The organism is Cryobacterium sp. Hb1, assembly GCF_004403585.1.
In the GTDB taxonomy this organism is placed as follows: Bacteria; Actinomycetota; Actinomycetes; order Actinomycetales; family Microbacteriaceae; genus Cryobacterium; species Cryobacterium lyxosi.
In genome coordinates, this window is sequence record NZ_SOHI01000028.1 from 1 (window position 1) to 22,524 (window position 22,524).

25 protein-coding genes and 3 pseudogenes are annotated in these 22,524 nt (G+C 62.7%); 16 read left to right on the forward strand and 12 right to left on the reverse strand.

Annotation, left to right across the window (positions count from 1 at the left end; genetic code table 11):
* Positions 1 to 225: 225 nt before the first annotated feature.
* The 6 genes from E3T38_RS11150 to xseA form a co-directional block, all read right to left on the reverse strand.
* The gene (locus E3T38_RS11150; RefSeq protein ID WP_134548283.1) at positions 226 to 681 is read right to left on the reverse strand and encodes an SRPBCC family protein; all 456 of its coding nucleotides are present in this window, start codon (positions 679 to 681) and stop codon (positions 226 to 228) included.
* Positions 682 to 1,022: 341 nt separating this feature from the next.
* Complete coding sequence (locus E3T38_RS11155) at positions 1,023 to 2,447, reverse strand: aspartate ammonia-lyase (RefSeq protein ID WP_104197482.1); 1,425 nt, start codon at positions 2,445 to 2,447, stop codon at positions 1,023 to 1,025.
* 59 nt (positions 2,448 to 2,506) lie between these two features.
* Entirely contained in the window at positions 2,507 to 3,157 is a 651-nt protein-coding gene (locus E3T38_RS11160; protein ID WP_304563264.1) for a carbonic anhydrase, read from the reverse strand.
* Entirely contained in the window at positions 3,154 to 3,807 is a 654-nt protein-coding gene (locus E3T38_RS11165) for a DUF4245 domain-containing protein (protein WP_166805501.1), read from the reverse strand. The genes E3T38_RS11160 and E3T38_RS11165 overlap by 4 nt, the downstream gene beginning before the upstream one ends.
* Positions 3,804 to 4,049 carry an exodeoxyribonuclease VII small subunit gene (locus E3T38_RS11170; RefSeq protein ID WP_104197485.1) on the reverse strand — a complete coding sequence of 82 codons (246 nt, stop codon included), beginning with the start codon at positions 4,047 to 4,049 and terminating at the stop codon, positions 3,804 to 3,806. Before E3T38_RS11170 ends, E3T38_RS11165 begins: the two co-directional genes overlap by 4 nt.
* Before the next feature lie 14 nt (positions 4,050 to 4,063).
* Positions 4,064 to 5,287 (reverse strand): exodeoxyribonuclease VII large subunit, encoded by a 1,224-nt coding sequence (gene xseA, locus E3T38_RS11175; RefSeq protein WP_134548285.1) that lies wholly within the window; start codon positions 5,285 to 5,287, stop codon positions 4,064 to 4,066.
* Positions 5,288 to 5,422: 135 nt separating this feature from the next.
* Here xseA and E3T38_RS11180 point away from each other — a divergent pair, with 135 nt between their 5' ends.
* A complete protein-coding gene (locus E3T38_RS11180; RefSeq protein ID WP_134548528.1) occupies positions 5,423 to 6,463 on the forward strand; it encodes a 4-hydroxy-3-methylbut-2-enyl diphosphate reductase in 1,041 nt (346 codons plus the stop codon).
* Between the two features lie 18 nt (positions 6,464 to 6,481).
* On the opposite strand, the gene E3T38_RS11185 is transcribed toward E3T38_RS11180, so the two are convergent.
* The gene (locus E3T38_RS11185) at positions 6,482 to 7,102 is read right to left on the reverse strand and encodes a DUF6264 family protein (protein ID WP_134548286.1); all 621 of its coding nucleotides are present in this window, start codon (positions 7,100 to 7,102) and stop codon (positions 6,482 to 6,484) included.
* Between the two features lie 17 nt (positions 7,103 to 7,119).
* A complete protein-coding gene (gene fbaA / locus E3T38_RS11190) occupies positions 7,120 to 8,145 on the reverse strand; it encodes a class II fructose-bisphosphate aldolase (RefSeq protein ID WP_134548287.1) in 1,026 nt (341 codons plus the stop codon).
* Positions 8,146 to 8,353: 208 nt separating this feature from the next.
* Between fbaA and glpX the strand changes: the two genes are divergently transcribed.
* On the forward strand, positions 8,354 to 9,286 hold the full coding sequence (gene glpX / locus E3T38_RS11195) for a class II fructose-bisphosphatase (protein WP_104197748.1): 933 nt from the start codon (positions 8,354 to 8,356) through the stop codon (positions 9,284 to 9,286).
* A 119-nt stretch (positions 9,287 to 9,405) separates the two neighbouring features.
* On the opposite strand, the gene rmuC is transcribed toward glpX, so the two are convergent.
* Both rmuC and E3T38_RS11205 read right to left on the reverse strand, forming a co-directional pair.
* On the reverse strand, positions 9,406 to 10,854 hold the full coding sequence (gene rmuC, locus E3T38_RS11200; protein ID WP_134548288.1) for a DNA recombination protein RmuC: 1,449 nt from the start codon (positions 10,852 to 10,854) through the stop codon (positions 9,406 to 9,408).
* A 74-nt stretch (positions 10,855 to 10,928) separates the two neighbouring features.
* Positions 10,929 to 11,543: an exonuclease domain-containing protein gene (locus E3T38_RS11205; RefSeq protein ID WP_134548289.1), complete on the reverse strand. Its 615-nt coding sequence runs from the start codon at positions 11,541 to 11,543 to the stop codon at positions 10,929 to 10,931.
* A 64-nt stretch (positions 11,544 to 11,607) separates the two neighbouring features.
* On the opposite strand from E3T38_RS11205, the gene ychF reads away from it, so the two are divergent.
* Both ychF and E3T38_RS11215 read left to right on the forward strand, forming a co-directional pair.
* Positions 11,608 to 12,681, forward strand: coding sequence for a redox-regulated ATPase YchF (gene ychF / locus E3T38_RS11210; protein WP_134548290.1), 1,074 nt, complete (start codon positions 11,608 to 11,610; stop codon positions 12,679 to 12,681).
* Positions 12,682 to 13,551: 870 nt separating this feature from the next.
* Positions 13,552 to 13,800: an SCO4226 family nickel-binding protein gene (locus tag E3T38_RS11215; RefSeq protein WP_134548291.1), complete on the forward strand. Its 249-nt coding sequence runs from the start codon at positions 13,552 to 13,554 to the stop codon at positions 13,798 to 13,800.
* Positions 13,801 to 13,987: 187 nt separating this feature from the next.
* Here E3T38_RS11215 and E3T38_RS17140 read toward each other — a convergent pair.
* Positions 13,988 to 14,155 (reverse strand): annotated as a pseudogene (locus E3T38_RS17140) (IS1380 family transposase); the annotation flags it as partial.
* Between the two features lie 241 nt (positions 14,156 to 14,396).
* On the opposite strand from E3T38_RS17140, the gene E3T38_RS11220 reads away from it, so the two are divergent.
* The 4 genes and pseudogenes from E3T38_RS11220 to E3T38_RS11235 all read left to right on the forward strand — a co-directional run bounded on the left by E3T38_RS11220 (position 14,397) and on the right by E3T38_RS11235 (position 16,891).
* Positions 14,397 to 14,663: an abortive infection family protein gene (locus E3T38_RS11220; protein ID WP_134548529.1), complete on the forward strand. Its 267-nt coding sequence runs from the start codon at positions 14,397 to 14,399 to the stop codon at positions 14,661 to 14,663.
* 512 nt (positions 14,664 to 15,175) lie between these two features.
* Positions 15,176 to 15,601 carry a hypothetical protein gene (locus E3T38_RS11225; RefSeq protein WP_134548292.1) on the forward strand — a complete coding sequence of 142 codons (426 nt, stop codon included), beginning with the start codon at positions 15,176 to 15,178 and terminating at the stop codon, positions 15,599 to 15,601.
* A 140-nt stretch (positions 15,602 to 15,741) separates the two neighbouring features.
* Positions 15,742 to 15,933 (forward strand): annotated as a pseudogene (locus E3T38_RS17145) (HigA family addiction module antitoxin); the annotation flags it as partial.
* A gap of 76 nt (positions 15,934 to 16,009) precedes the next feature.
* Positions 16,010 to 16,891 carry a hypothetical protein gene (locus E3T38_RS11235; protein ID WP_092450349.1) on the forward strand — a complete coding sequence of 294 codons (882 nt, stop codon included), beginning with the start codon at positions 16,010 to 16,012 and terminating at the stop codon, positions 16,889 to 16,891.
* A gap of 293 nt (positions 16,892 to 17,184) precedes the next feature.
* On the opposite strand, the gene E3T38_RS11240 is transcribed toward E3T38_RS11235, so the two are convergent.
* On the reverse strand, positions 17,185 to 18,132 hold the full coding sequence (locus E3T38_RS11240; protein ID WP_134548294.1) for an SMP-30/gluconolactonase/LRE family protein: 948 nt from the start codon (positions 18,130 to 18,132) through the stop codon (positions 17,185 to 17,187).
* A 417-nt stretch (positions 18,133 to 18,549) separates the two neighbouring features.
* Between E3T38_RS11240 and E3T38_RS11245 the strand changes: the two genes are divergently transcribed.
* From E3T38_RS11245 to E3T38_RS17525, 8 genes and pseudogenes are all read left to right on the forward strand, one after another.
* Positions 18,550 to 18,831, forward strand: a complete 282-nt coding sequence (locus tag E3T38_RS11245) for a type II toxin-antitoxin system RelE/ParE family toxin (protein WP_134548295.1) — start codon at positions 18,550 to 18,552, stop codon at positions 18,829 to 18,831.
* Positions 18,818 to 19,129 (forward strand): HigA family addiction module antitoxin, encoded by a 312-nt coding sequence (locus tag E3T38_RS11250; RefSeq protein ID WP_134548296.1) that lies wholly within the window; start codon positions 18,818 to 18,820, stop codon positions 19,127 to 19,129. The genes E3T38_RS11245 and E3T38_RS11250 overlap by 14 nt, the downstream gene beginning before the upstream one ends.
* Positions 19,130 to 19,315: 186 nt before the next feature.
* A complete protein-coding gene (locus E3T38_RS11255) occupies positions 19,316 to 19,990 on the forward strand; it encodes an SDR family oxidoreductase (protein WP_134548297.1) in 675 nt (224 codons plus the stop codon).
* 298 nt (positions 19,991 to 20,288) lie between these two features.
* Positions 20,289 to 20,417 carry an addiction module toxin RelE gene (locus E3T38_RS17150; RefSeq protein WP_241984428.1) on the forward strand — a complete coding sequence of 43 codons (129 nt, stop codon included), beginning with the start codon at positions 20,289 to 20,291 and terminating at the stop codon, positions 20,415 to 20,417.
* On the forward strand, positions 20,386 to 20,697 hold the full coding sequence (locus tag E3T38_RS11265; RefSeq protein WP_134548298.1) for a HigA family addiction module antitoxin: 312 nt from the start codon (positions 20,386 to 20,388) through the stop codon (positions 20,695 to 20,697). The genes E3T38_RS17150 and E3T38_RS11265 overlap by 32 nt, the downstream gene beginning before the upstream one ends.
* 350 nt (positions 20,698 to 21,047) lie before the next feature.
* A complete protein-coding gene (locus E3T38_RS11270) occupies positions 21,048 to 21,266 on the forward strand; it encodes a DUF4177 domain-containing protein (protein WP_174775234.1) in 219 nt (72 codons plus the stop codon).
* 467 nt (positions 21,267 to 21,733) lie between these two features.
* Positions 21,734 to 22,303, forward strand: a complete 570-nt coding sequence (locus E3T38_RS11275) for an HhH-GPD-type base excision DNA repair protein (protein ID WP_134548299.1) — start codon at positions 21,734 to 21,736, stop codon at positions 22,301 to 22,303.
* Between the two features lie 45 nt (positions 22,304 to 22,348).
* A pseudogene (locus E3T38_RS17525) lies at positions 22,349 to 22,516 on the forward strand (DUF2461 family protein); the annotation flags it as partial.
* Between the last annotated feature and the right edge of the window lie 8 nt (positions 22,517 to 22,524).

Here is a 22,524-nt window from a genome sequence, read left to right on the forward strand (position 1 = left end):
GCGAGGCGATCACGAGGGAGAACACGTTGTAGATGGTGTCGTACTGGGTCTGGGTTAGGGAGTCAGGTATCAAGATGTCCTCTACTGTCCACGAGCATTCGTTGAAATTACGGGGAACGAAACGAAAAAATGACTATCCAGGTTGCGCAGCATAACTTACTCCGCCTACGCCAGTTTCCCGGCCAACGCCGCACGGACAATTCGGAGCTTGTCCTTCCGACCGTGTCAGGCCTCGACGTTTCCGCGCCACCCGCCTGGGTCGGTTCCCTTCGCCTCGATGAATTCCTTAAAGTTGGCGAGGTCCTTCTTGATGGCGTGATTGTCCACACCAAGAATGGCTCCGGCCTTCTCAAGCAGCCCGGTGGCCTCCCAGTCGAGCTGAACCGTCACGCGAGTCTCGTTCACGGCCAACTTGTGGAACGTGACAACCCCCGCATGGTCGACCTCGCCGCCGGTGCTGTTCCAGGCAACGCGCTCGTCGGGGTGCTGCTCGGTTATCCGAGCCTCAAATGTGCGCTCCACGCCACCGATTTTCACCTTCCACTCGGTGAGCGTGTCGGTCACCTGCGTGATGGATTCCACGAAAGTCAGGAACTTTGGAAATTCCTCGAATTTCGTCCACTGGTTGTAAGCGACACTAACGGGAACATTGACGTCGACGGTCTCGATGGCGTTCGGCACGATAACCTCCTGAAAAGAATGGAACTGAAGAAGTATTTTCTGCAAGTTCCGTTCACAGTACTCAAGGCTGGCGGGAGGTCAACCCGGTGAGAGCATGAAAGTGCCAGTACGCGAAAGCTCAGCAGTGCGCACCTGCGGTCGTTGGCGATCAAAACAGGGAGGGGCGATGCGACGACGAGCGACATCCGCGAAACCGTCTAAGGCCGATCACAACCAAGGATGCTGCAGCCGTTGAGCACCAGTGCTCTGTACCCCGCTAAGAAACCAGGTCTTGGGCGCACGCCCGAAGCCGACACCTCTCATTTGCGAGGTGTCGGCATCGAGTTGCGGGTGCTGCTGTATTACTTCTTTTGCGGTGGACGCGTCATGCTCAGTACGTCGAGCGCGGTGTCGAGCTCGGCGAGCGTCAGGTCGCCGCGTTCGACGTGGCCGAGGGCGATAACGGACTCACGCACGGTGAGGCCCTCAGCGACGGCCTTCTTGGCAACCTTCGCGGCGGCTTCATAGCCGATGACGCGGTTGAGCGGGGTGACGATCGACGGCGATTTCTCGGCCAGGGCGCGAGCGTGCTCAAGGTTGGCGACGAGGCCGTCGACGGTCTTGTCGGCGAGTACGCGGGTTGCGTTGGTCAGCAGCCGGATGGACTCGAGCAGGGCGGTGCCCATGACCGGGATACCGACGTTGAGCTCGAACGAGCCCGAGGCACCCGACCAGGCGATGGTGGCATCGTTACCGATGACGCGGGAGCAGACCATGAGAACGGCCTCCGGAATGACCGGGTTGACTTTGCCGGGCATGATCGATGAGCCAGGCTGCAGGTCGGGGATGCTGATCTCGCCGAACCCGGTGTTGGGGCCGGATCCCATCCAGCGCAGGTCGTTGCAGATCTTGGTCAGCGAGACGGCGATGGTGCGCAGGGCGCCGGAAGCGTCGACCAGCCCGTCGCGGTTGGCTTGGGCTTCGAAATGATCACGCGCTTCGGTGATCGGCAGCTCGGTTTCCTGCACGAGCAATTCGATGACGAGCTGCGGGAAGCCGTACGGAGTATTGATGCCGGTGCCGACCGCGGTGCCGCCGAGGGGAACTTCGGCGACGCGGGGGAGTGCCGTGCGGATGCGCTCGATGCCGAGGCGCATTTGGCGGGCGTAGCCGCCGAACTCCTGGCCGAGGGTGACCGGGGTGGCATCCATCAGGTGGGTGCGGCCGGCCTTGACGGCCTCTTTCCACAGTTCCGCTTTGGCCTCGAAAGAGACAGCGAGGTGGTCGAGCGAGGGGATGAGTTCGTCGATCAGGGCGCTCGTCACAGCGATGTGCACCGAAGTGGGGAACACGTCGTTCGAGGACTGGCTCGCGTTGACATGGTCGTTCGGATGCACCGAGCGGCCGAGGGCGCGGGTCGCGAGGGTTGCGAGGACCTCGTTCATGTTCATGTTCGAGGAGGTGCCGCTGCCGGTCTGGTACACATCGATCGGAAATTCGGTGTCGAACTGCCCGGTGATGACCTCGTCAGCGGCCGAGGCGATCGCGTCGGCGATGTCCGCATCGAGCACGCCGAGCTGGGCATTGGCGAGAGCCGCTGACTTCTTGATCCGGGCGAGAGCGGCGATCTGCGCGGACTCGAGTGTGGAGCCGGAGATTGGAAAGTTCTCGACGGCTCGCTGGGTTTGGGCACCGTAGAGAGCATCCGTTGGAACGCGGACCTCACCCATCGTGTCATGTTCGATCCGGTAGCCGGTTTGTGCGGAGGTGTCCACCACTGTGTGCATTCCCTTTCGGTGCTGTATGAGAGTCGTGCTGTGCGTAACGGGTACGCGGGTGGTCTGGTCTAAATGACGCCAACCACGATGTTGGGGTCGGCGTGTCCCTCGCGAAGAACGTAGTTCGCACCGACGATAGCCAATGTACCTTCTGCGATGGCCGCGCTGATCACCTCGGACTGTTCGAGCAGCTCGGTGACGGTGTCTTTGAGATGTTCCCGGCCCACGTTGCCGGCATCGATTTGGGTGGGGTCTATGAAAGCGGATATTGGCTGCCCGCTCACCCGACGCACTGCCGGCACGATCTTTTCGATAACGTGCGTGATGTGTGCGGGAAGGGCCGGGGCATCCTCTGCCTGAGAGTCGATGGCGGCGCGCACCGCACCGCACTCGTCGTGGCCGAGCACGAGGATCAGCGGAACGTGCAGCACGGCCACGGCATATTCCAGGGAGCCGAGTACTGACTCTGAGATGATCTGGCCGGCATTGCGTACGACGAAGAGGTCACCGAGGCCCTGGTCGAAGATGATTTCGGCGGCGAGGCGGGAGTCGCTGCAGCCGAACAGGGCGGCATGCGGGGTCTGCTGGCCAACCAGTTCGGCCCGCCGGTCGACGTCCTGGCGGTGCCGTGGGGAGCCAGCGACGAAGCGCACGTTGCCTTCGCGCATTTCGTTCCAGGCCTCAGCCGGAGATGGGGTAGCCATAGATGCGGGGTTCATGGGGCTCCATTCTTTGCCACATTGGCAGCTAACGCGGTGGCGAGGGTTTCGAAGTCGCCGGTGGGTGCCGTACCGATGAGTAGATAGGTGCTCGTGCCAGCGGTCGTCACAAGCGCGTAATCGAAATTGCCCCGATCGGCGGCGGGGGCACTGTTGCGGTAGACGTCCCAGGTGACGCCCGCGATACTGGCGGTGTCAACGACGGGGGAGTCGGGCAGTTTCTGGGCCAGCCAGGTGGGGTTCGCGTCGAAGGCCTGGTTGAAACCGATGAACTGGTTGTCAGGCGTGAGTAATCCGATATACCAGGACGGTACCTGGCCGTTGGTGCCGGCCTGCCACTCAGCGTCGTTGGCGCTCCAGCCATCCGGCAGGTCGGGGCTGGCGAGGGGATGATCAACGACCGGCTGTACCTGGGCGGCGATGCTCGCGTAGTCGACGTCGCGAGTGATCGGGTTGTCGTTGCGCGGCACCAGAAGTACGAGTACGAGCACAGCGCCCACCGTCACGAGCAGCGAGAGCACGAGATTGTTCACGGTCTTGTGCGAGCGATACTTGCGTGAATTCTCGGCGAGCCGGTCGGTGGTCTCCTGCGGAGTCTCCGGCCGACCGAGCTCGGCGACGATGCGCGGCGGTTTGGGAGCGCGGCTCATCTGGTGGGCGCGGCGTCTTCGGTCGTGGGCGCTGTGGCCGCGAGGCGGGCCGCGTCGAGTCTGGCTTTGGCGCCGATCAGCCATTCTTCGCAGCGGCGGGCGAGGGCTTCTCCGCGTTCCCACAGCGCCAGCGACTGCTCCAGGGTGCTCGAGCCTTGCTCGAGCTCGTTCACCACACGAATGAGCTCATCGCGGGCCTGTTCGTAGCTGAGATCACTGATGGCGGGGGCAGGCGAGGTCATGACATCTAGTCTAATTATTTCGACGCAGCGCTGGGGACGCCCGCAATGGCGGCGACGGTTCCGTGGGCCAGGGTGAGCAACAGCTCGGTTCCGGCCGGGGAATCATCGGCGCGGCGCAGTACTCGGCCGTCAGGCAGTTGGGCGATCGCGTAACCACGGTCAAGGGTGCCCTGGGGCGACAGGGCGCGCAGCTGGGAGCGCAGTTCCACCACGGCGGCCTCGGCGCGCTCGAGAATGCGCCCGGTCAGTTCGGCGCCGCGCGCAACGTAGCGGGTGAGGTCTTCGCTGCGGGAGTCGATGATCCAGCGCGGGTCGACGAGCACCGGCCGACTGCGCAACTGCGAGATTCGGTCGATTTCCGACGAGAGGATGCCGGTGAGCCGGCTGCTGAGACGTGCCCGGGCCTGCTGTACCCGGTTCAGCTCGTCGCTAACGTCGGGAACGACGCGCTTGGCGGCATCCGTCGGGGTGGATGCTCGCAGGTCGGCCACGTCGTCGAGCAGCGGACGGTCGGCCTCGTGCCCGATCGCGCTGACCAGCGGCGTCACACAAGCGGCCGCGGCGCGCACCAGGCTCTCATCGCTGAAGGTGAGCAGGTTCTGAAAGTCGCCGCCGCCGCGCGCGACGATGATCACGTCGACCTCGGGATCAGCATCGAGACGCGCGATGGCACTGGTGACCTCGCCAACGGCACGATCACCCTGCACTGCTGCGTGAGCAACCCGAAAGTTGACGGCCGGCCAGCGCAGCTGGGCGTTGCGAATGACGTCTTTCTCGGCGTCGGAATCTTTTCCGGTCACGAGGCCGATGCAGTGCGGCAGAAACGGCAGGCGCTTTTTGCGGGAGGCATCGAACAGGCCCTCGCCGGCGAGCTGTTTGCGCAGCCGTTCCAGCCGCTCGAGCAGGTCACCGAGCCCGACGTGGCGCATTTCGAAGGCCTGCATGGTGAGTGTGCCACCCTTGACCCAGAAGTTGGGCTTGACCAGCGCGACGACGCGGTCACCCGCTTTGAAGTCGGCGGTGAGTTTGGCACGCACCGACGACCAGATGGTGAAACTCACGGTGGCGTCTTCGGAGAGGTCCTTGAGCTTGCCGTAGACGTTGCCGCCGCTCGCGCCCCACTGGGTGATCTCACCCTCGACCCAGACCATCCCGAGACGTTCGATGTAACCGCGAATCTTGCCCGAAAGCAGGGCGACCGGCCACGGTGCTTCCACGGTGGCGGGGGCGTCCGTCATGCGGTGGTCCTGGGTGTTGTGGTGGCTGTGGGCACAGTCGGATCCTCCCAGATTTCTTCGGTCGTGCGTGCGTAGACTGAGGCGGTGAACACCAGCGCGCACACTACAAGCAAGCCTCCCGTTATCGGCCTGGGTATGCCGCGCATTCCCAGTGCTCGCAACAGACTCAAGGATACCCCGGTGGTCGGACAGAAGCGCGTGCTTCTCGCCGCCCCGCGCGGATACTGTGCCGGGGTCGACCGTGCGGTCATTGCGGTCGAGAAGGCGCTCGAGCACTACGGCGCCCCGGTTTACGTGCGCAAGCAGATCGTGCACAACATCCACGTGGTCTCCGAGCTCGAAAATCTGGGTGCGATCTTCGTCGACGAGGTCGATGAAGTGCCGCACGGCGCGCACATCGTCTTCAGCGCCCACGGCGTCTCACCGGCCGTCGTCAACGCGGCCGCCGCGCGCGGCCTGCAGGCCATCGACGCCACGTGCCCGCTCGTGACCAAGGTGCACCGCGAAGCCGTGCGCTTCGCCCGCGACGATTTTCAGATTTTGCTGATCGGCCACGAAGGCCACGAAGAGGTCGAGGGCACCGCCGGAGAGGCCCCCGAGCACACCACGCTGGTCGGCAGCCCGGAGGAAGCCGACACGGTCGTTGTGCGCGACCCGGACCGCGTCGTCTGGCTGTCGCAGACCACGCTGAGCGTCGACGAGACCATGGAGACCGTACGCCGGTTGCGGGCGCGTTTTCCCAACCTGCAGGATCCGCCGAGCGACGACATCTGCTACGCCACCCAGAACCGTCAGGTCGCCATCAAGAAGGTCGCCCGCGACTCCGACCTGGTGATCGTGGTCGGTTCCGCGAACTCGTCCAACTCGGTGCGCCTGGTCGAGGTGGCCCTGGAATACGGTGCCAAGGCGGCGTATCGCGTCGACTTCGCAAGCGAGGTCAAACAGGAGTGGCTCGATAATGCGGCGACCGTGGGGGTGACGAGTGGGGCATCCGTTCCCGAAGAACTAGTTGACGAACTGCTCGAAGCGCTCGCCGATGCCGGTTACCGCGACGTCGAGCAGGTCAAGACCGCCCAGGAAGACCTCATCTTCTCGCTGCCCAAAGAACTGCGTAAAGACCTCTCCGGCGAGATGGATACCCGTGCCTTCGGCGGTCGCGCCGCCCCGGCCGAGTAGGCGACCGAGGCGCGCGAGCTACTGCTGGCTCAGGAAGTCGATGAGCGTCTGGTCGCCGAGCATAGCGGCGAGCATGAAGGAGAACAGCACAACGGTCGAGACGGCGCCCCCGATGATCGGCACGTAGAACGCTCGGCGGTGTCTGAGGAGCAGGCCAATCGACACCGCCGTGGTTGCCAGCCAGACGAAGACTACGGTGATGGCCCCGACCGTGGTCAACGGGCCGATGTTGGCGGTGGGCGTGTAGGTGCCGAGCCCCTGCTGGGTGTAGATCAACTGCATGGCTTCGGGGAGCGCGCCGAGTGAAAACGCGCCGTACAGGGTGGCCAGCAGTCCGAACGCCAGCAGCCCGATAGTCAACGGCCGGTCCCAGCGTGGCGCGGTGCGCTTGGCCGGCCAGGATGGCTGGCCTCGCTGGTACTGCTGTTCCGGTTCTGGCGGAGCCGTCGGAATGACCGGCTGGTTCGCGCGTGGCGGCCCGCCTGCTCCCGCCCCGACAATGGGGGCGGGAGCAGGTTCAACCCCGACTTCTTCTTGCGGCGGCTGCCAGGACCAGCCCTCAGGGGCGAGTTCGCCGTACTGGGGCCGTGGGCGTGGGTCTTTCGCGGGGGGTGGAACGAAGTCCGGGTTCTCTGACATTGCTCTAACTGCGTGCTCTAACTGTTTGAGTGCCCGGCTGAGCCGAGCTGGCGGGTGGCATCGACAACGCGAGCGGCCATGGCCGACTCGGCCACCTTGCCCCACGCGCGCGGGTCGTAAACTTTCTTGTTGCCGACTTCGCCGTCGACCTTGATCACGCTGTCGTAGTTCTTGAGCATGTAGTCGGCGATCGAGCGGGTGAAGGCGTACTGGGTGTCGGTGTCGATGTTCATCTTCACGACACCATTGGCGACGGCTTCGGCGATTTCCGCATCGGTCGAGCCGGAGCCGCCGTGAAAGACGAGGTCGAGCGGCAGGGCGGCGAGCCCGAACTTGGCGGAGAGACCGGTCTGGATCTCCTTGAGCAGTTCCGGGCGCAGCTTCACGTTGCCAGTCTTGTAGACACCATGCACGTTGCCGAAGGTAAGGGCGGCCATGTAGCGGCCCTGCTCGCCGAGGCCGAGAGCCTCGACCATTTTGATTGCGTCGTCGAGGGTCGTGTACAGGTTCTCGTTCACGTCGGCCTGAACGCCGTCTTCTTCGCCGCCGACGGCGCCGATCTCAACTTCGAGGATGGCGTTGATCGCGCGGGTGCGCTTCAGAATGTCCGTGGCGATGTCAAGGTTCTTGTCGAGGGCGATGGCGGAACCGTCCCACATGTGCGACTGGAAGATGGGTTTGCCGCCATCGGCGACCGCAGACTCCGAAGCTTCGATGAGCGGGATGACGAAGTCGCCGAGAGCGCTCTCTGGACAGTGATCGGTGTGCAGCGCGACGGTGATCGGGTAGTTGTCAGCGACCGAGTGCGCAAAGCGGGCGAACGCGAGTGCGCCAGAGGCCCGGTTCTTCACGGTGTGCCCGGCGAAGTAATCGGCTCCACCAGTGGTGACCTGAATGATGCCGTCGGATCCGGCCTCGGTCAGGCCCTGGAGAACGGCGTTGATGCTCTGAGATGAGGACACGTTGAACGCCGGGTAGGCGAACCCGCCGGTCTTCGCTGTGTCGAGCATTGCGGCGTACTGGTCGGGGGTTGCGATAGGCATTGCTTCTCCTCGAAAATGTGCGGGGGTGTGAACCGAGTCTAGCGATGCCCGGTTCGGCGTGGTCCCTCGCGATAGGGTGACTCGGGCGGACAATCAGCGCGACCCGCCGCGCATCCGTCGTAATCGAAGTCGAACTTACGTCCGGGAGGACCTTTTGAACAGCACCGAGACCGCCACTCTGTTTCAACACCCCGACCGTAACCTCGCTATGGAGCTCGTGCGCGCTACCGAGGCCGCAGCAATCCGTGCCGTACCCTTCATCGGCCGCGGCGACAAGAACGCCGCCGACAAGGCTGCCGTCGACGCTATGCGCGTCTTCTTGGGCACCGTCAACTTCGACGGCCTCATTGTTATCGGTGAGGGTGAAAAAGACGAAGCCCCCATGCTCTTCAACGGGGAGCACGTCGGGAACGGCCGTGGCCCCGCCTGCGATATCGCGGTGGACCCGATTGACGGCACGAGCCTCACGGCCGCCGGCCGCCAGAACGCGGTCTCCGTCATCGCAGTGTCGGACCGTGGCACCATGCTCGACGCCTCATCGATCTTTTACATGGACAAGATCGTCACCGGTGCGGCCGGTCGCGGCGTCGTCAGCCTGGACCAGCCGATCGCCGATAACATTCGCGATCTGGCGCAGGCTATGAAAAAGCCAGTCGGTGAAATGACGATCGCCGTGCTCGACCGTCCGCGCCACGCTGGCTTGATCGAAGCCATTCGCAGTGCCGGTGCTGGCACACGTCTCATGCTCGACGGCGATGTCGCAGGCGGAATCAATGCCGCCCGCTACGAGACCCGCATCGACATGTGCGTCGGTATCGGCGGAAGCCCGGAAGGCATCACCACGGCCTGCGCACTGAAGGCGCTCGGCGGTTATATGCAGGGTCGTCTCGCCCCGAAGGACGACGCTGAGCGTGCCCGTGGCGTCGCGGCCGGGCTCGACATCGACAAGTTGCTGGAGATCGAGGACATGGTCAGCGGTGACAATACGTTCTTCGTGGCGACCGGTGTGACCGACGGCGGACTGGTCGACGGCGTGCGTCGTAAAGGCCCGATGATTCGCACCGAAAGCATCGTGCTGCGCTCGCGTTCCGGTACGGCTCGTCGCGTCATCGCCGAGCACCTCGCCGAGAAGTGGCTGTAAGCACTTCAACCGGCTTCTCGGGCCCAACCGAAACTGCACGCCTCGGATCTGTTCTTTCAGATGCGAGGCGTGCAGTTTCGTGAGTCGCCTGCACGGCGCATGGCAGTGCGGAAACCGACCTACGCGGGTACCTCGGAATCAGATTCGTCGACACCAGCGAGACGGCGGTCGATCACGCTGTGTTTTGCCTCGTTCAAGTCAGCGCCGTTCAAGTCAGCGCCGTCCAATCGCGATGGAAGGTCCAGCGTGTCGCGTTCGGATGCTGGCGCCTCTAACTCGGGCGCGGTCAGTTTGCGCGGGGAATCGTGGATGACGGTGGGTTCGGTGAGCAGCCCGATCTTGGTCTGGTCGATCCCGGGAAACTGCCGGGCGGTCACGAGCACCCGGGATTCGAGCGAGTTGGCGAACTTGTTGTAGCTGTCCACCGTGCGCTCGAGCGCTTTGCGCAGCGACTCGGCATGGCCTGACAACGCACCGAGCCGCTGGTACAGGGCATTGCCAAGGTCGAAGAGTTTCTGCGCCTCGTCGGTCACCGCCTGTTGCTGCCAGGTGAAAGCCACCGTCTTCAGCACCGCCCACAGATTCACCGGCGACGCCAGGGCCACTCGTTTACTGAACGAGTAATCCAGAATTGACGGGTCGGCCTCGAGCGCCGCCGACAGCAGGGACTCGCTGGGTATAAATGCGATCACGAACTCTGGGCTGGCATCGAAACCTTCCCAGTAGGTCTTCTTGGCAAGCGCGTCGATGTGCATGCGCACAGCTTTCACATGCTTGTCGATCAGCAACTTGCGGCGGGCGCCTTCCTCGCCGGTGGCCGTGTAGGGAATGGTGCTCGCCTCGATGTAGTGCTCGAGGGGAACCTTGGCGTCGATGGCGATCGACTTGTTGCCGGGCAGGCGCACGACCATGTCGGGCCGGCCCAGCCCGGCATCTGTCGAGATGTTGGTCTGCGTGTTGAAATCCACATACTGGGCGAGGCCGGCGGCTTCGACCACGCGCCGCAGCTGGGTCTCTCCCCACACACCGCGGGTGCTGTTGGAACGCAGTGCGCTCGCGAGCGATTCGGTGGTCACCCGCAACTGTTGGTCAGAAATCTGGGCTTGCTTGAGTTGCTCCGAGAGCGATCCGTACTGTTCACTGCGCTGGGTTTCGAGCTCGGTGACCTTTTCCTGCATGGTGCGCAGGGTCTCGCGCACGGGGCTCAGGGCTTCGAGTACAAGGTGTTCGCGCTTCTCCCGCTCGGACTGCAACTGCTGGTCAGAGCGTTGCCGTTCGACGGTCTCGCGCGCCCGCGCACGGTCATGGTCGATCTGCGCGGTGAGACCGTCGACCGTCGCGAGCGCGGCCGATAACTCACTCTGCAGGGCGGCGCGAACGGTGGCCTCACTCGCCCGAGCCTCGGCGAGGGCCACCTGATGGCGTGCCTCAAGCACAGCGGGGTCGTCAACGAGCGAGTCGTGGCCGGGAGCGCCCGCGCCGCGACGTTGTACGAGCACCAGCGTGAGCAGGGCGCCTAACGCGGCGCCGATGACGAGACCGACAATCAAACTCAGCATTGGTTCCATGCTTTAAGTCTGCCAGTGTCCACCGACATCGCCGAAATGACACTCGGATCAGGCGAATTGCTGGCTTGCTCTGACTAGCTGAGCGCCATCGGACCGTGCGTTGACGCGTGCTCCCGGGTGGCCACCGGCCCAATAACGCCGACCTTGACCCGGGTCACGTGGGCGAGCTGCTCAAGTGTGTCAACTTCGTGGCGCCCAGCCGCGTGAATCATGATGGCCGCACATGCCTCGGCGTCGGCGAGCGCATTGTGGTGCGAGAAGTCCTCAAAACCGGCCGCCATGGCCGCCACCGGTAGCCGATACGACTCCAGATGATAGGTGCGGCGGGCCACCTGCAGGCTGCAGACATAGCGAAAGTCGGGCACCGGCTGGCCTGTCACGATCGACGCCGTCTTGATCACGCCGAGGTCGAACCCGGCGTTGTGGGCCACGAGGTCGTCGCCGTCGACGAAGGCGACCAGCTGCGGAAGCTGCTCGGCCCAGGTGGCTGCACCCACGACATCCGCTGCGGTGATGCCGTGAATACGAGTGTTCCACTCGGAGAATTCATCGTGACCGGGAGGTGGGGCAATGAGCCAGTAAGCCGAATCGACGACCACGCCGTGACGAACTTTCACCATCCCGACGGAGCACGCCGAGGCGCCAGAGGAGTTGGCGGTTTCGAAATCGATCGCGGTAAAATTCAGCACCCCTTATGTTCTCACGGGCCACCGACAGAGCCCGCGTCCCGAGCTGCCGGTAGAATAATCTCTCGTGGCTCTTACTATTGCAATCGTCGGACTCCCCAATGTGGGCAAGTCCACCCTCTTCAACGCCCTGACCAAGAACAACGTGCTCGCTGCGAACTACCCGTTCGCAACCATTGAGCCCAACGTTGGAATCGTGAACCTGCCCGATTCGCGCCTGGCCGACCTGGCAACCATTTATGGCAGCAAGGCCCTGTTGCCGGCACCGGTGTCGTTCGTTGACATCGCCGGCATCGTTCGTGGCGCGAGCGAGGGGGAGGGCCTCGGCAACAAGTTCCTCGCCAACATTCGCGAAGCGGATGCCATCGCCCAGGTTATCCGCGGATTCGCCGACCCCGACGTGGTGCACGTCGACGGCAAAGTCAACCCGGCCGGCGATATGGAAACCATCAACACCGAGCTGATCCTCGCCGACCTGCAGACCCTCGAGAAGGCCGTGCTGCGCTTCGAGAAAGAGGTCAAGGGCCGCAAGATGGTGCCGCTCGTTCTGGAAACCGCGCTCAAGGCGCAGGCAATCCTCGACGGTGGCCAGCCGCTGTCCTCGGCGACGCTCGATATCGAGCCGATTCGCGAGCTTGGCCTGCTGACCGCGAAGCCGTTCATCTACGTCTTCAACGTCGATGAGGCCGTGCTGCAGGACCAGGCCAGGCTCGACACCCTCGCCGCGCTCGTCGCTCCCGCGAACGCCGTCTTCCTCGACGCCAAGCTCGAGAGTGAGCTGAGCGAACTTGATGCTGAAGACGCCGCCGAGATGCTTGCCTCGACCGGTCAGGCCGAGAGCGGCCTCGACCAGCTCGCCCGCATCGGCTTCGACACACTCGGCCTGCAGACCTACCTCACGGCCGGCCCCAAAGAGTGCCGCGCCTGGACCATCCACAAGGGCTGGACCGCGCCGCAGGCCGCTGGCGTCATCCACACCGACTTCCAGAAGGGTTTCATCAAGGCGGAGATCTTCTCCTTCGAAGACCTCATGGCGGCCGGTTCGATTGCCGAAGCCCGTTCCAAGGGCAAGGCACGCATTGAGGGCAAGGAATACGTCATGCAGGACGGCGACGTAGTGGAGTTCCGCTTTTCAAACTAACCTCTGCAGCGCCGCGCGCGTACACGCCGGGCTACTCGCTGCACTCGGAATTAAACCGGCGATGTGATGGACAAGTGATTTGGCTGGGCACCGATGTTCCGCGCCAGGACTGGGCAAATGAATTTCGTGAACTACCCGCACTCCTGATGTTCTTGGAACTGGATGAATCTGTTCCAAGAACCCCGCCCAAAACGGATGGCCTCCGAGATTTTGGAGGCCATTCGTTGTTTTCGTGCTGTTTTCGATGTGCGGACGGGCGGTTTCCCTTGGATGTGCTCGGGACTATGGGGTGAATGGAAATTCGCGACCCTGATCCCTAGTTGACCCGTTTGCGGCGCGACGGATGGTCCGGGCTTGCACTGGTTTGACGGGTGAGACGGAGCCTTGCGGCTAGGTTTGCAAGGGTTTTGAGAGGCTTGCGCCGTCGGGGGATCGGGGAATATCTTGAGCGGCGAATTCGCTGCGTGGTCGGAATGGCCTTCGCGGTCCCTGCGGCGCGTAACTGGGCGGTTTATACCGAATGTCGCCTCGTCTCCGAAGGTCATCGTCCCGAGAGCCTACGTCGAAATGACGGCTCCACTGTTTCCAAGACTGCGATAACGCATGTGGTTTCCTCCTCGCATATTTGGAACACCGTGCGGCCGGAATTTCCACACTCGGTCTACTTCACAATGCTCTATTCGCCGGTTCTGCGCGATGACATCGTCGAGGGTGGACGAAAGCTGAAACGGCTTCTGCTGAGGCACGCTCGGTCCGATCCCCAACACCACCCACTGCGAGGGTCTTGTACGACTCCATGGGTCCGTTGACGGCGGATTCTTTCACGCGTACCCTGAGCAGCAGAATTTTCAAATAGAAGGGGTCGTCACTATGCCGCAGTTCATGGATGTTCACCACAACATGGCGGGGTTGACTGAGGAAGGTTTGAAGGCGGCGCACGACGCTGACCTGGCGATACAGGGTGATGAGAATGTGATCTTCAAACATGCGTGGGCTGACCCGGAAGCTGGAGTTGTCTACTGTTTATCGGAGGCGCCGTCTCAAGAGGCGGTTCAGCGCATTCATGAGCGCGCGGGTCACCCCGCCGATGAGATCCACGCGGTGCCGTTCGTCGTCTAAGCCCCTGTCCCCTGGTCAGCGTGGCTGAGCGGGGTCACCGGCGTGTGATCTGCGGTATCTGGTGGTGGCCATGGCGGTGCGGTCGGCCTTGCTGCCGGTGGTGTTCCCCGTGTGGTTGCGCTGTTGGGCTGGGTGGTCGAATGGTGGCCGTTTTTGGCGGGCCGCAGGGCGCCGCCAACAGGGCTGTTCAGCCGGTTTCCGAGGGCCAGCTGGCCGGGAGGTGCAGGAAGTGTTTCCGGGCCGAGATCGAGATGCGGGCCGGAATCTGAATCAGTGTGCGGCGGATCGTGTCGAAGCGCGCCTTACCGAGGGTGCTGCCGGTGAGGGTGCCGGCAGCGCGGGCGAGGTTGAATGCGCTTTCAACGGTTCCTCACCCGAGCTTCGGCTTCAAGAGCGGCCTCTGACAGACCCAATTGTGCTTCAGGATCATCTCACGCGGATTCGAGACGGGCTTGTTGCTGATCCCGCTGCCACGATCTCTTCGTGCAAGAGCCTGTGGAGAGCCTGTTCAAGATCGTCTTGGACCAGAGTTTTGTCGACTCCCCAAGGACGGATGACGTACCCCAGCTGCATCGAATGGTCGCTGACCTTCTCGCATTGAGCGCGGAGTCGGTTCCAGCTTCCGCCCGCGGGAGCGAGGCATCACAGAGGTCTCGCGCACTCTTGTGGTTACGGTTGGAACGCTTGCCGAGCTGCGCAATGAGCTCGGCATTGATCACGGCAAGTCTGAGCGGAGCGCTGCCCTGGCTCGCCATGCCAGGTTGGCACTCAATGTCAATGTCACAGTCACCGTCGCCGAATTCATTCTTGGAACCTGGCAGGATCGACTCGACTCAGGCCAGTTGAACGATCACGCTCGATAGAACTAAGGGCAGGGATCGCCAGGGGCGACATGGAATCAACCGAAGTTGTGCGTCGACTGGACCGATGAGAAAGACGCTGATGAGCTAGCCAGTTGACCATCGACGAACACGACACAGCCACGACTTAGGCCCGACTCGCTTGGGAACTGAAACTGGATGGGCTTGGTGTGAGCGGTCAGGCGTTCGAGAACGGGCATGCTCGACTGAAAGTCGATCAGGTCAGTGCAGATGTGCGCTAGCGAGGCTCATCACGGTCTGACTTGGGCAGCGATGGCTCTAAGTATCGTTCGCTGGCGTATTGTCGTTTTGATATTAGTGATCGTTGATGTCGCCGTACTTGACGTTAATCGGCTACGGAACGCGGTGGAGTTCCGCTTCAACGTGTGAGCTCGTACTGGGCCGGCGTATACAGTTTGACTCCCTGCGAGGAGTGACATGCGCAGATAGCTGATCGTCGTCCCGTTCCTGCGTGACCGCGACGCGAACGTCGGTCGCGAGAGGAGAACAAGGCCATGGTTTCTGGATCGGGACAGTCCATCTCGCGTGATGCGCAGAGGGAATGGATGCAGTCGCTGCGAGCCAGAATTGCCCATATAGAACTGGTCTTCAACAACGGTGACGACGGTCACCCGCTGGTCGCGCAACTGGCGCACCTGGAATCGACGAGAACTGTCGGTGTTAAGCCTGGGAACGGCTACGCGCGACAGCGCCTCACCGCGGTGAAGCGTAGGTTCGCCTACGACCGCGAAATCATTCAGGCGCTCGACGGTCTGGGAGGCTTCTTCCCTGATGTTGCGAGCACGGAGCCCTGGACCGAGCTGGGTGATGTTGATGTGGTGTTCCTCGATAAGCACGGCGAGGTGCTCGGAGCGACAGTGACGCATGAAGGAATGGTCATCACACCGGACGATGACGAGCGCCTCGATCGCCAGGCGTGAGGTTGCTTTGTCACGGAATCCGGTCGAATTTAGGTTTAACGTCTAATCAGGCCGGCCAAGGCCGCTTCTTGCAGGTCGAGGAAGTCCGCCAGAGCCTTTTCTGATGGTCGAGGAGGCCCGCGAGGGCCGTCTCGAGCGCGGTGTCCGTCGGTGTGCCGCCTCGCCGCATCAACGAGGTCGTGCACGGCCAGCGTCGAATCACCGCGAACACGGCTCTCCGCCTGGCCAGGTACTTCGGCACCTCGGCGCAATTCTGGTTGACGTTGCAGGACCGGCATGACCGCGATGTTGCCGAGGATCGCATGGCTGAGCAGATTGCGGCAATCACTCCGCGCCGCCCGCGGGACAAAGACCCTTCTTTCGAGGCACGGCGAACCTGGTGGGCGGAGAGCGGACTAGCATTCGGTTATGCTGACGGTCGACTCGCTCAGGAACCTCCTCGCAACGGGCCGTTCGGGTGACCTTGCGGCCCGACTCGCTTCCGTTGAGCCGTACGAGCGCCGCGCGGCGTGCAAGCCCCTGGTTGGTCAGGCCAAGGCCATCCTGTGCGCGAGTTCAGCATCGACGGTGACTTCGTGGCTTCGCGATCTGCGAGCAGACTATCCCGGGGGGTACGCGCAATTCGTTGACGCCTGGACAGGGCCATTGGAACTAGGGCACTGGGATGCGGCGACCACCGTCCTGCTGGCCTCCAAAGTGCCCGCTCAGGCCGCTAAAGTCTGGCCGATACCAGAGGACCGTTCGTTTGCGCAGTGGGTGTACCCGGCCTTGTTCCCCAACGACCTCATCGCGTTCGTCGATCAATGGTCTTCGGATTTCGCAGCGAATCCCAAGAACTGGGACCGTAACCGGGGTCGGGCCGTGATGTATGAGTGGATTGAAGAAGGTCTCGTCGAGGCACCACATCATGATGGAGCTGTCTTGATGCTGATCAGCGGTTGGGCTGACAGGCCGGGGAAGCCGCTTTTGTACTGGCTGCTTGCGAGACCGAAAGTCACCAGGGTGCTCTTCGCTCGTCTCTTCACGACGCGTGGCATCAAAGGTGCTTCTTTGAGGCAGAGCGACCGGAGTGATGTCAACGATCCACTTCGAACAGTGGTCGTGCCCGGGCTCGTGGAGGCTGGAGTGTGGAGTCGGAGCTTCGTCGTTCAAGGCGTCGAGTCAGCCTTGAGAAGTGATCTGCCCGCCTACCAGCGCCGCTGGTTCGTTCAGCTCGGTGCAGACCTGGGTCTGCCGGCGGCGGGGACGACCGCACTCGCTCGCTCACCCGGTTCAGGGGTTGTTCTGTAACGTAACGTGGTGGAGTTCCGCTTCAACGTGTAGAGGGCACGCCTGTCGCGGCAAGAAAGATACGGTCGGGGTACCGATTCTGATTGTGGTGCCGCATCCCCTCCAAACGACGTGGTAGGTGTCAGAGTGAAGACGGGTCCGCGTGGTCGGGCCGGGATCGAGTCGATTCTGACGCAGAGCGGAGTTCCCGTCGGGGTAGCGGCGTTCATCGGCCGTGACCGCGCCAAGGTGGCGGGACTGCCACCTTTGGGTTCGTGACCTAAACGCTGGGGATGTGCGTCTGCAGGCGGTGGTCACCGATCGATGCGCACCACCGAATAGGGAGTGTCGGGCGTCGGGGGAGTGCCGAAGCGGGCGTTCGGGAGGTAGAGCCCGTTGCCAAACCTCGCGATCGTCGTGGGCACCTGGAAGTCGGGGTCCGTGTACCGGTCGATGAGTTCGCCGCTGGTCCCGGCTGCATTGAGGCGGATCACGGCGACGGTGTTCAACTGGTTCTGCACGACGTACAGGGTGCGCCCGACGACGAGCAGCCCGTCTCCGTTGGGGAGCAGGCCCCCACCCAGATCAACGACCGCGGCGGCGCCGGTCTCGGGGTCGACGCGGAACAGAATGCCCGTGGACGACTGGATGACCAGAAGCGCTTGATGGTTGGGGGTCTCCGCGATACCGTTCGCGTTGAAGCCCGGCTGCTGCATCCAGCTGCCCGACAGAGGGACGACTTCGATCGCATCCGCCCTAGGGAGCGCGCCGCCCGGTCCGAGGGGGAGCTTGTAGAGCTGCGCCTGCTGGCTGTCGGTGAACCATGCGGCGTCGCGAGTCAGAACGACGTCGTTCACGAACGTTGGCGCATTGGTGAGGGCATAGCTCTGCAGGAGGTCGCCCGTGGCGGCATCCACGACCCGCGCCTGGCCGGTGGGTCCGCCCGCGATGAAAAGCCGACCGCGGTTGTCGATCTTCAGGCCGACCGACGGAGTGCCCGGGCCCTCGAGGGTTCTGATCTTCTCGCCGGTGCGCACGTCGAAGACGTAGACGTCGCCGTCGGCGAGTGAGCCGACGTAGGCAGTGCCGCGCGGACCGATCGCGATTCCTTCGGGCTGGAATCCGTTGGGAAGCGCGATAACCTGCTCGAAATGACCGTGCTGTGGCTGCGCTGCGGCGTGGACTGCTGGTATCCCTGAAACGAGGAAGAGAGCACCCAATGCGGCGGCGGACAGTGTGCGTGCGACGATGCGACTGATCATGGCGATAACAATAGACCGGCTCGGGCGCTGCCAATAGCCCTGATCGGCCTCGGACGGAAAATTACCGGGCCGGTCGTTCTCTCTTCAATTGTCGAATCGTGCTGTCACAGGAGACCACCGTCGCGCCTGATCGTTCGTATCGATGAGAGGATGGAACAATCGCAGCATAGGAAGAGTGGTTTATCGATCCGGAACCAGATCGCGTTCCAGAGTGATGTCGCTCATTCTCGTTCCGCCTCCGTTTGGGCCCAAAATCGACGCAATTTCACCGGCCGTGGCTGAAGGCTACCGTGCCGCTGAGGCCATGGCTGTGCCTCGGCAAGCGATTTCTGTCGCCACGTTGCCTGGTGACGCAATGCGGTGGAGTTCCGCTTTAACGTCTAGCGTTATTGACGCGATGCGTTATACACTGATTATGTGATCAAGTCGTTCGGCAACGCTGCGACTGAGCGGTTGTGGCGTCGTGAGCGTGTGCCGTCGCTGGATCCACGGATTGAACGGGTGGCGCTCAGAAAGCTGAGGCAGTTGGGTGCGGCAGAAGTGCTCGACGACTTGCGCGTACCACCGGGCAACCGGCTTGAGCGGCTCAAGGGTGACCGAGCCGGCCAACACAGCATCAGGATCAACGACCAGTGGCGGATCTGCTTCGTGTGGACCGACGCTGGCCCAGAGGAGGTAGAGATCATTGACTATCACTGACAAGAATGACAAGCTCGCGCCGATTCACCCAGGCGAGGTTCTCATGGAGGACTTCATTGAGGCGCTCGGCATCACCCAGAACAAGCTTTCCGTATCGATTTGTGTTCCGCCGCGACGGATCAACGAGATCGTCCACGGAAAGCGCGGTATCTCGGCCGATACTGCCCTGCGCTTGGCCAAGTACTTCGGGACATCAGCGCAGTTCTGGCTCAACCTGCAGTCGCAGTTCGACCTCGATGTCGCTGAAGACCGTGGGGCAGAAGAAATCAACGCCATCACCCCGCTCCGCGTCGCATAACCTGTCGCATTACGCTGCAGCGGCGCAATCGCTCGCGCACGCCATAAATTTGAGGGTCACATGCTCCAGGCACCGGCGATGTTTAGATGTCTGTAGACGAGTGAATCCCGTGGACTATAGATTCAACGTTTAGACTGGATCCTTTCGCGTTAATCATCACAGCAGCATCAATCGAAGGAGACCATCGTGCCTGTCATCGCCATCATCGGAGCCGGACCGGGACTCGGAGCAGCAGTTGCGCGCAGGTTCGGGAACGAAGGCTATTCAATTGCGCTGATCGCCAGAAACCAGTCGAAACTAGACGCTATGGCTGCCGAGCTCACCACTGCCGGCTTCACCGCGAGTGCTTACGCTGCGGATGTCCGCACGCCGGCGTCGCTCGAAGCGGCTCTTGGGAACGCCGCGGCAGAGCTCGGGCCCATCACCGCGCTGCAATATAGCCCGCTTCCGTCACGCGATTACCTGAAGCCGGTGCTTGAGATGACGCCCGAGCTGGCCTTAGAGGCACTGCAGTTCTCGGCTCTCGGGCTCATCCACGCGGCGCGAGCAGTGCTTCCAGCGATGCGGCAGGCAGGCAGCGGCAGCATCATCATGATCAACGGCGGAACCTCGGTCAAGGCACGCGCCGGCTACGCCGGCACATCGGTCGCTTTCCCGGCTGAGAGCGCCTACGGCGAGATGCTCCACGAAGCCCTCGAGGATGAGGGTATCCGGGTCAACCAACTGGTGATTCCCGGCGGCATCCCACAGCTTCAGCTTGCCAACGGCATCGACGGGGTCGCCGATCGCATCTGGGACCTCCACACCGTGGCCGGTCCGTTCCGCACCATGCTCATCCCGCTTGAGGACGGTCGGGAGTAGGGCGGAGGCTGCCCTCGTTCTCAACTGGACTGTAGGGCGAGAGCACAGTCAGTTATCTGACGTTGATCGGTGACGAAACGTGGTGGAGCGACGCTTCGACGTCTGGCTTTATTGACGCTGAACGTTATGTAGTACTTTCGTGGCCAGGTCCTTCGGTAGCAAGGACGCTGAAGGGACCTGGCACGAGCAGTACGTCACGGGTGTCGACCGCGCAGTCCCGCGCATGATCCTGCGGTAACTCGAGCTGGTTAACGCGGCCACGGATGTTGATGATCTGTGGATTCCTCCGGGAAATCGTTTGGAGCGGCTGGTCGGTGACCGTCGAGGTCAGTACAGCATCCGTTGGAACGCCCAGTGGCGCATCTGCTCCGTCTGGAGAGAAGGAGGAGCGGACAATGTCGAACTTGTCGACGACCGCTGGGAATGACCTGGTCCATTCGGGAGAGATCCTGTTGGAAGACTTCATCGATGGAGTCGGCATCACGCAGAACAAGCTCGCGGTCAGCATTAGGGTGCCGCCGCACCGGATCAATAAGATCGTGCACGGCAAGCGGGGCATCACGGCCGACACGGCGATCTGCCTGGCGCGGTACTTCGGAACATCGGAAGGGTTCTGGATGAAGCTGCAGTGCAATTATGAGCTGCATCGTGAGCGCCGGGCGCTGCGGGACAAGGTTGCATCGATCACACCGCTGAAGGCCGCGTGAAAGATCCCTCGATCGAAGTAATTGCGCACAATGCGTTGGGAGCGCGAGACCTCGATCAGCTGGGGCGGCTGTTCGACCGCGGGTATTTCTATGATTAAGGCGAGCACTGCGCCCGTTATCGCCATCAGCGGAGCCGGACCGAAACTCGGCGCAGCAGTTGCGTAGCGGCGTTCCGGACAATGACTCGGCGACGTAGACGACCGGCATGGTGTGGCGTCCTGAAGAACAGATCGATTCGGGTCGGCTAGAGGTGTCGAGCGGCGATTGGAATCAACACCTGTAATCTTGGTGTCTTCTGATGAGGCTCCGGATCCAGATCCGGCTCCGGGGCGGTGAAAGGTGAAGAACAGATGGCGGTAAATGGCATGTATGTCGTGATTCAGGTCGTGCTCAAGGAGAAGTTTATGGGCACTGGCTCCGGCAATCTCACGGAGCTGGAGAACGCGATTAATTCGCAGGCCGCGCTCGGCTACCGACTGCACACCATTACAACTGCAGCGTCGGGCAGTAAGGGCTTCGGAGGCGGCGATCGTGTCCAAGCGACGATGGTGTTCGAGCGAATCGTGTGAGTCGGGCGCGAGCGATCATCTAGACCACGTCCCGTAAATTGACTGCATTTTGCGCTCCGCGGCATGGTCGGCATTCTGCACAGCTCTCGGCGAAGCTGGGGACGGCGACGTGGTGGAATGACGCTTGGACGTTTAGTCCAACGGCAATGCTGATGTCGGCGTGCCGCCGAAAAGCAGGGCGGTGCGCAGCACCCCGATACGCATCCGCTTTGCCGCGGTTGGACCGAACTGAAGCTACAACCTCAACTGCTCGACCGCATCGAGATTGAAAACACTGATTCCGGCCGATACGCCAGCCGTGGCTGCACCTCGATTTTCGTTCATAATCAAGATTCCCCCTTCACATTTGCCCGGTATCGGGCCCCACGCATTCCCGTCCCCCAGTATTGCGTGCGACGCAGACGACACCCCCAGGCCGACCGCGGTGGAGTGCTGACCTCACGGCGGAGCGGTGGCACAATGGGCGAATGACCACCCTGCACCTCACCGGCGACGCCGCCGCCGACGCCCTCCTCAGTGAGAATTCGTTCGCCCTGCTCGTGGGCATGCTGCTCGACCAGCAGATCGCCATGGAAACCGCCTTCGCCGGCCCGGCCAAAATTCGTGACCGCATCGGCGCGCTCGACCCCGCCGCGATCGCTGGCTACGACGCGGACGCCTTCGTCCTGGTGTTTCGCCAGTCGCCGGCCGTGCACCGTTTTCCGGGCTCGATGGCCAAACGCGTACAGGAAGTCGCCGCGGTCATTGTGAGGGATTGGAACGGCGACACGGCGTCGATCTGGACCGCTGAGCACCCGACCGGCCCCGAGGTCCTGCGCCGGCTCAAGGCGCTGCCCGGGTTTGGCGAGCAGAAAGCGAAGATCTTCCTCGCACTCCTCGGCAAACGACTCGGGATCGACGCGGACGGCTGGCGTGACGCATCCGCTCCCTACGGCGAAGACGGCGCGTACCGGTCGGTGGCAGACATCGTCGATCCCGAGTCAGTGACCCGGGTGCGCGCGACCAAGCGGGCCGCGAAAGCCGCAGCGAAAGCGTAGCCTCGCGTGGTGAGCCCTCATCCCAGTGGATAGACATTCGACAGTCTCGATGAACTCGAGCATCGCAACGAACGCGAATGGTTTCAGGAACACCAACCGATCTACGAGGTCGAGTTGACAGAGCGGATGCTTGCCGTCATCGCAGCGCTCAACGTGGCCATCGCTGCCCCGCTCGAGCAGAAAGCAGCCACTGGCCGGCGGCGCTCGGCCTGAGTCACCAG

Bases quoted from the DNA above. Each gene is read 5' to 3' on its own strand.
- glpX (WP_104197748.1), top strand. From the start codon at position 8,354: ATGGAGCTCGTGCGCGCTACCGAGGCCGCAGCAATCCGTGCCGTACCC.
- E3T38_RS11155 (WP_104197482.1), bottom strand. From the start codon at position 2,447: ATGCACACAGTGGTGGACACCTCCGCACAAACCGGCTACCGGATCGAA.
- E3T38_RS11275 (WP_134548299.1), top strand. From the start codon at position 21,734: ATGACCACCCTGCACCTCACCGGCGACGCCGCCGCCGACGCCCTCCTC.
- fbaA (WP_134548287.1), bottom strand. From the start codon at position 8,145: ATGCCTATCGCAACCCCCGACCAGTACGCCGCAATGCTCGACACAGCG.
- E3T38_RS11160 (WP_304563264.1), bottom strand. From the start codon at position 3,157: ATGAACCCCGCATCTATGGCTACCCCATCTCCGGCTGAGGCCTGGAAC.
- rmuC (WP_134548288.1), bottom strand. From the start codon at position 10,854: ATGGAACCAATGCTGAGTTTGATTGTCGGTCTCGTCATCGGCGCCGCG.
- E3T38_RS11215 (WP_134548291.1), top strand. From the start codon at position 13,552: ATGCCGCAGTTCATGGATGTTCACCACAACATGGCGGGGTTGACTGAG.
- E3T38_RS11270 (WP_174775234.1), top strand. From the start codon at position 21,048: ATGGCGGTAAATGGCATGTATGTCGTGATTCAGGTCGTGCTCAAGGAG.
- E3T38_RS11265 (WP_134548298.1), top strand. From the start codon at position 20,386: ATGTCGAACTTGTCGACGACCGCTGGGAATGACCTGGTCCATTCGGGA.
- E3T38_RS11240 (WP_134548294.1), bottom strand. From the start codon at position 18,132: ATGATCAGTCGCATCGTCGCACGCACACTGTCCGCCGCCGCATTGGGT.
- xseA (WP_134548285.1), bottom strand. From the start codon at position 5,287: ATGACGGACGCCCCCGCCACCGTGGAAGCACCGTGGCCGGTCGCCCTG.
- E3T38_RS11165 (WP_166805501.1), bottom strand. From the start codon at position 3,807: ATGAGCCGCGCTCCCAAACCGCCGCGCATCGTCGCCGAGCTCGGTCGG.
- E3T38_RS11180 (WP_134548528.1), top strand. From the start codon at position 5,423: ATGCCGCGCATTCCCAGTGCTCGCAACAGACTCAAGGATACCCCGGTG.
- E3T38_RS11235 (WP_092450349.1), top strand. From the start codon at position 16,010: ATGCTGACGGTCGACTCGCTCAGGAACCTCCTCGCAACGGGCCGTTCG.
- E3T38_RS11170 (WP_104197485.1), bottom strand. From the start codon at position 4,049: ATGACCTCGCCTGCCCCCGCCATCAGTGATCTCAGCTACGAACAGGCC.
- E3T38_RS11185 (WP_134548286.1), bottom strand. From the start codon at position 7,102: ATGTCAGAGAACCCGGACTTCGTTCCACCCCCCGCGAAAGACCCACGC.
- E3T38_RS11225 (WP_134548292.1), top strand. From the start codon at position 15,176: ATGGTTTCTGGATCGGGACAGTCCATCTCGCGTGATGCGCAGAGGGAA.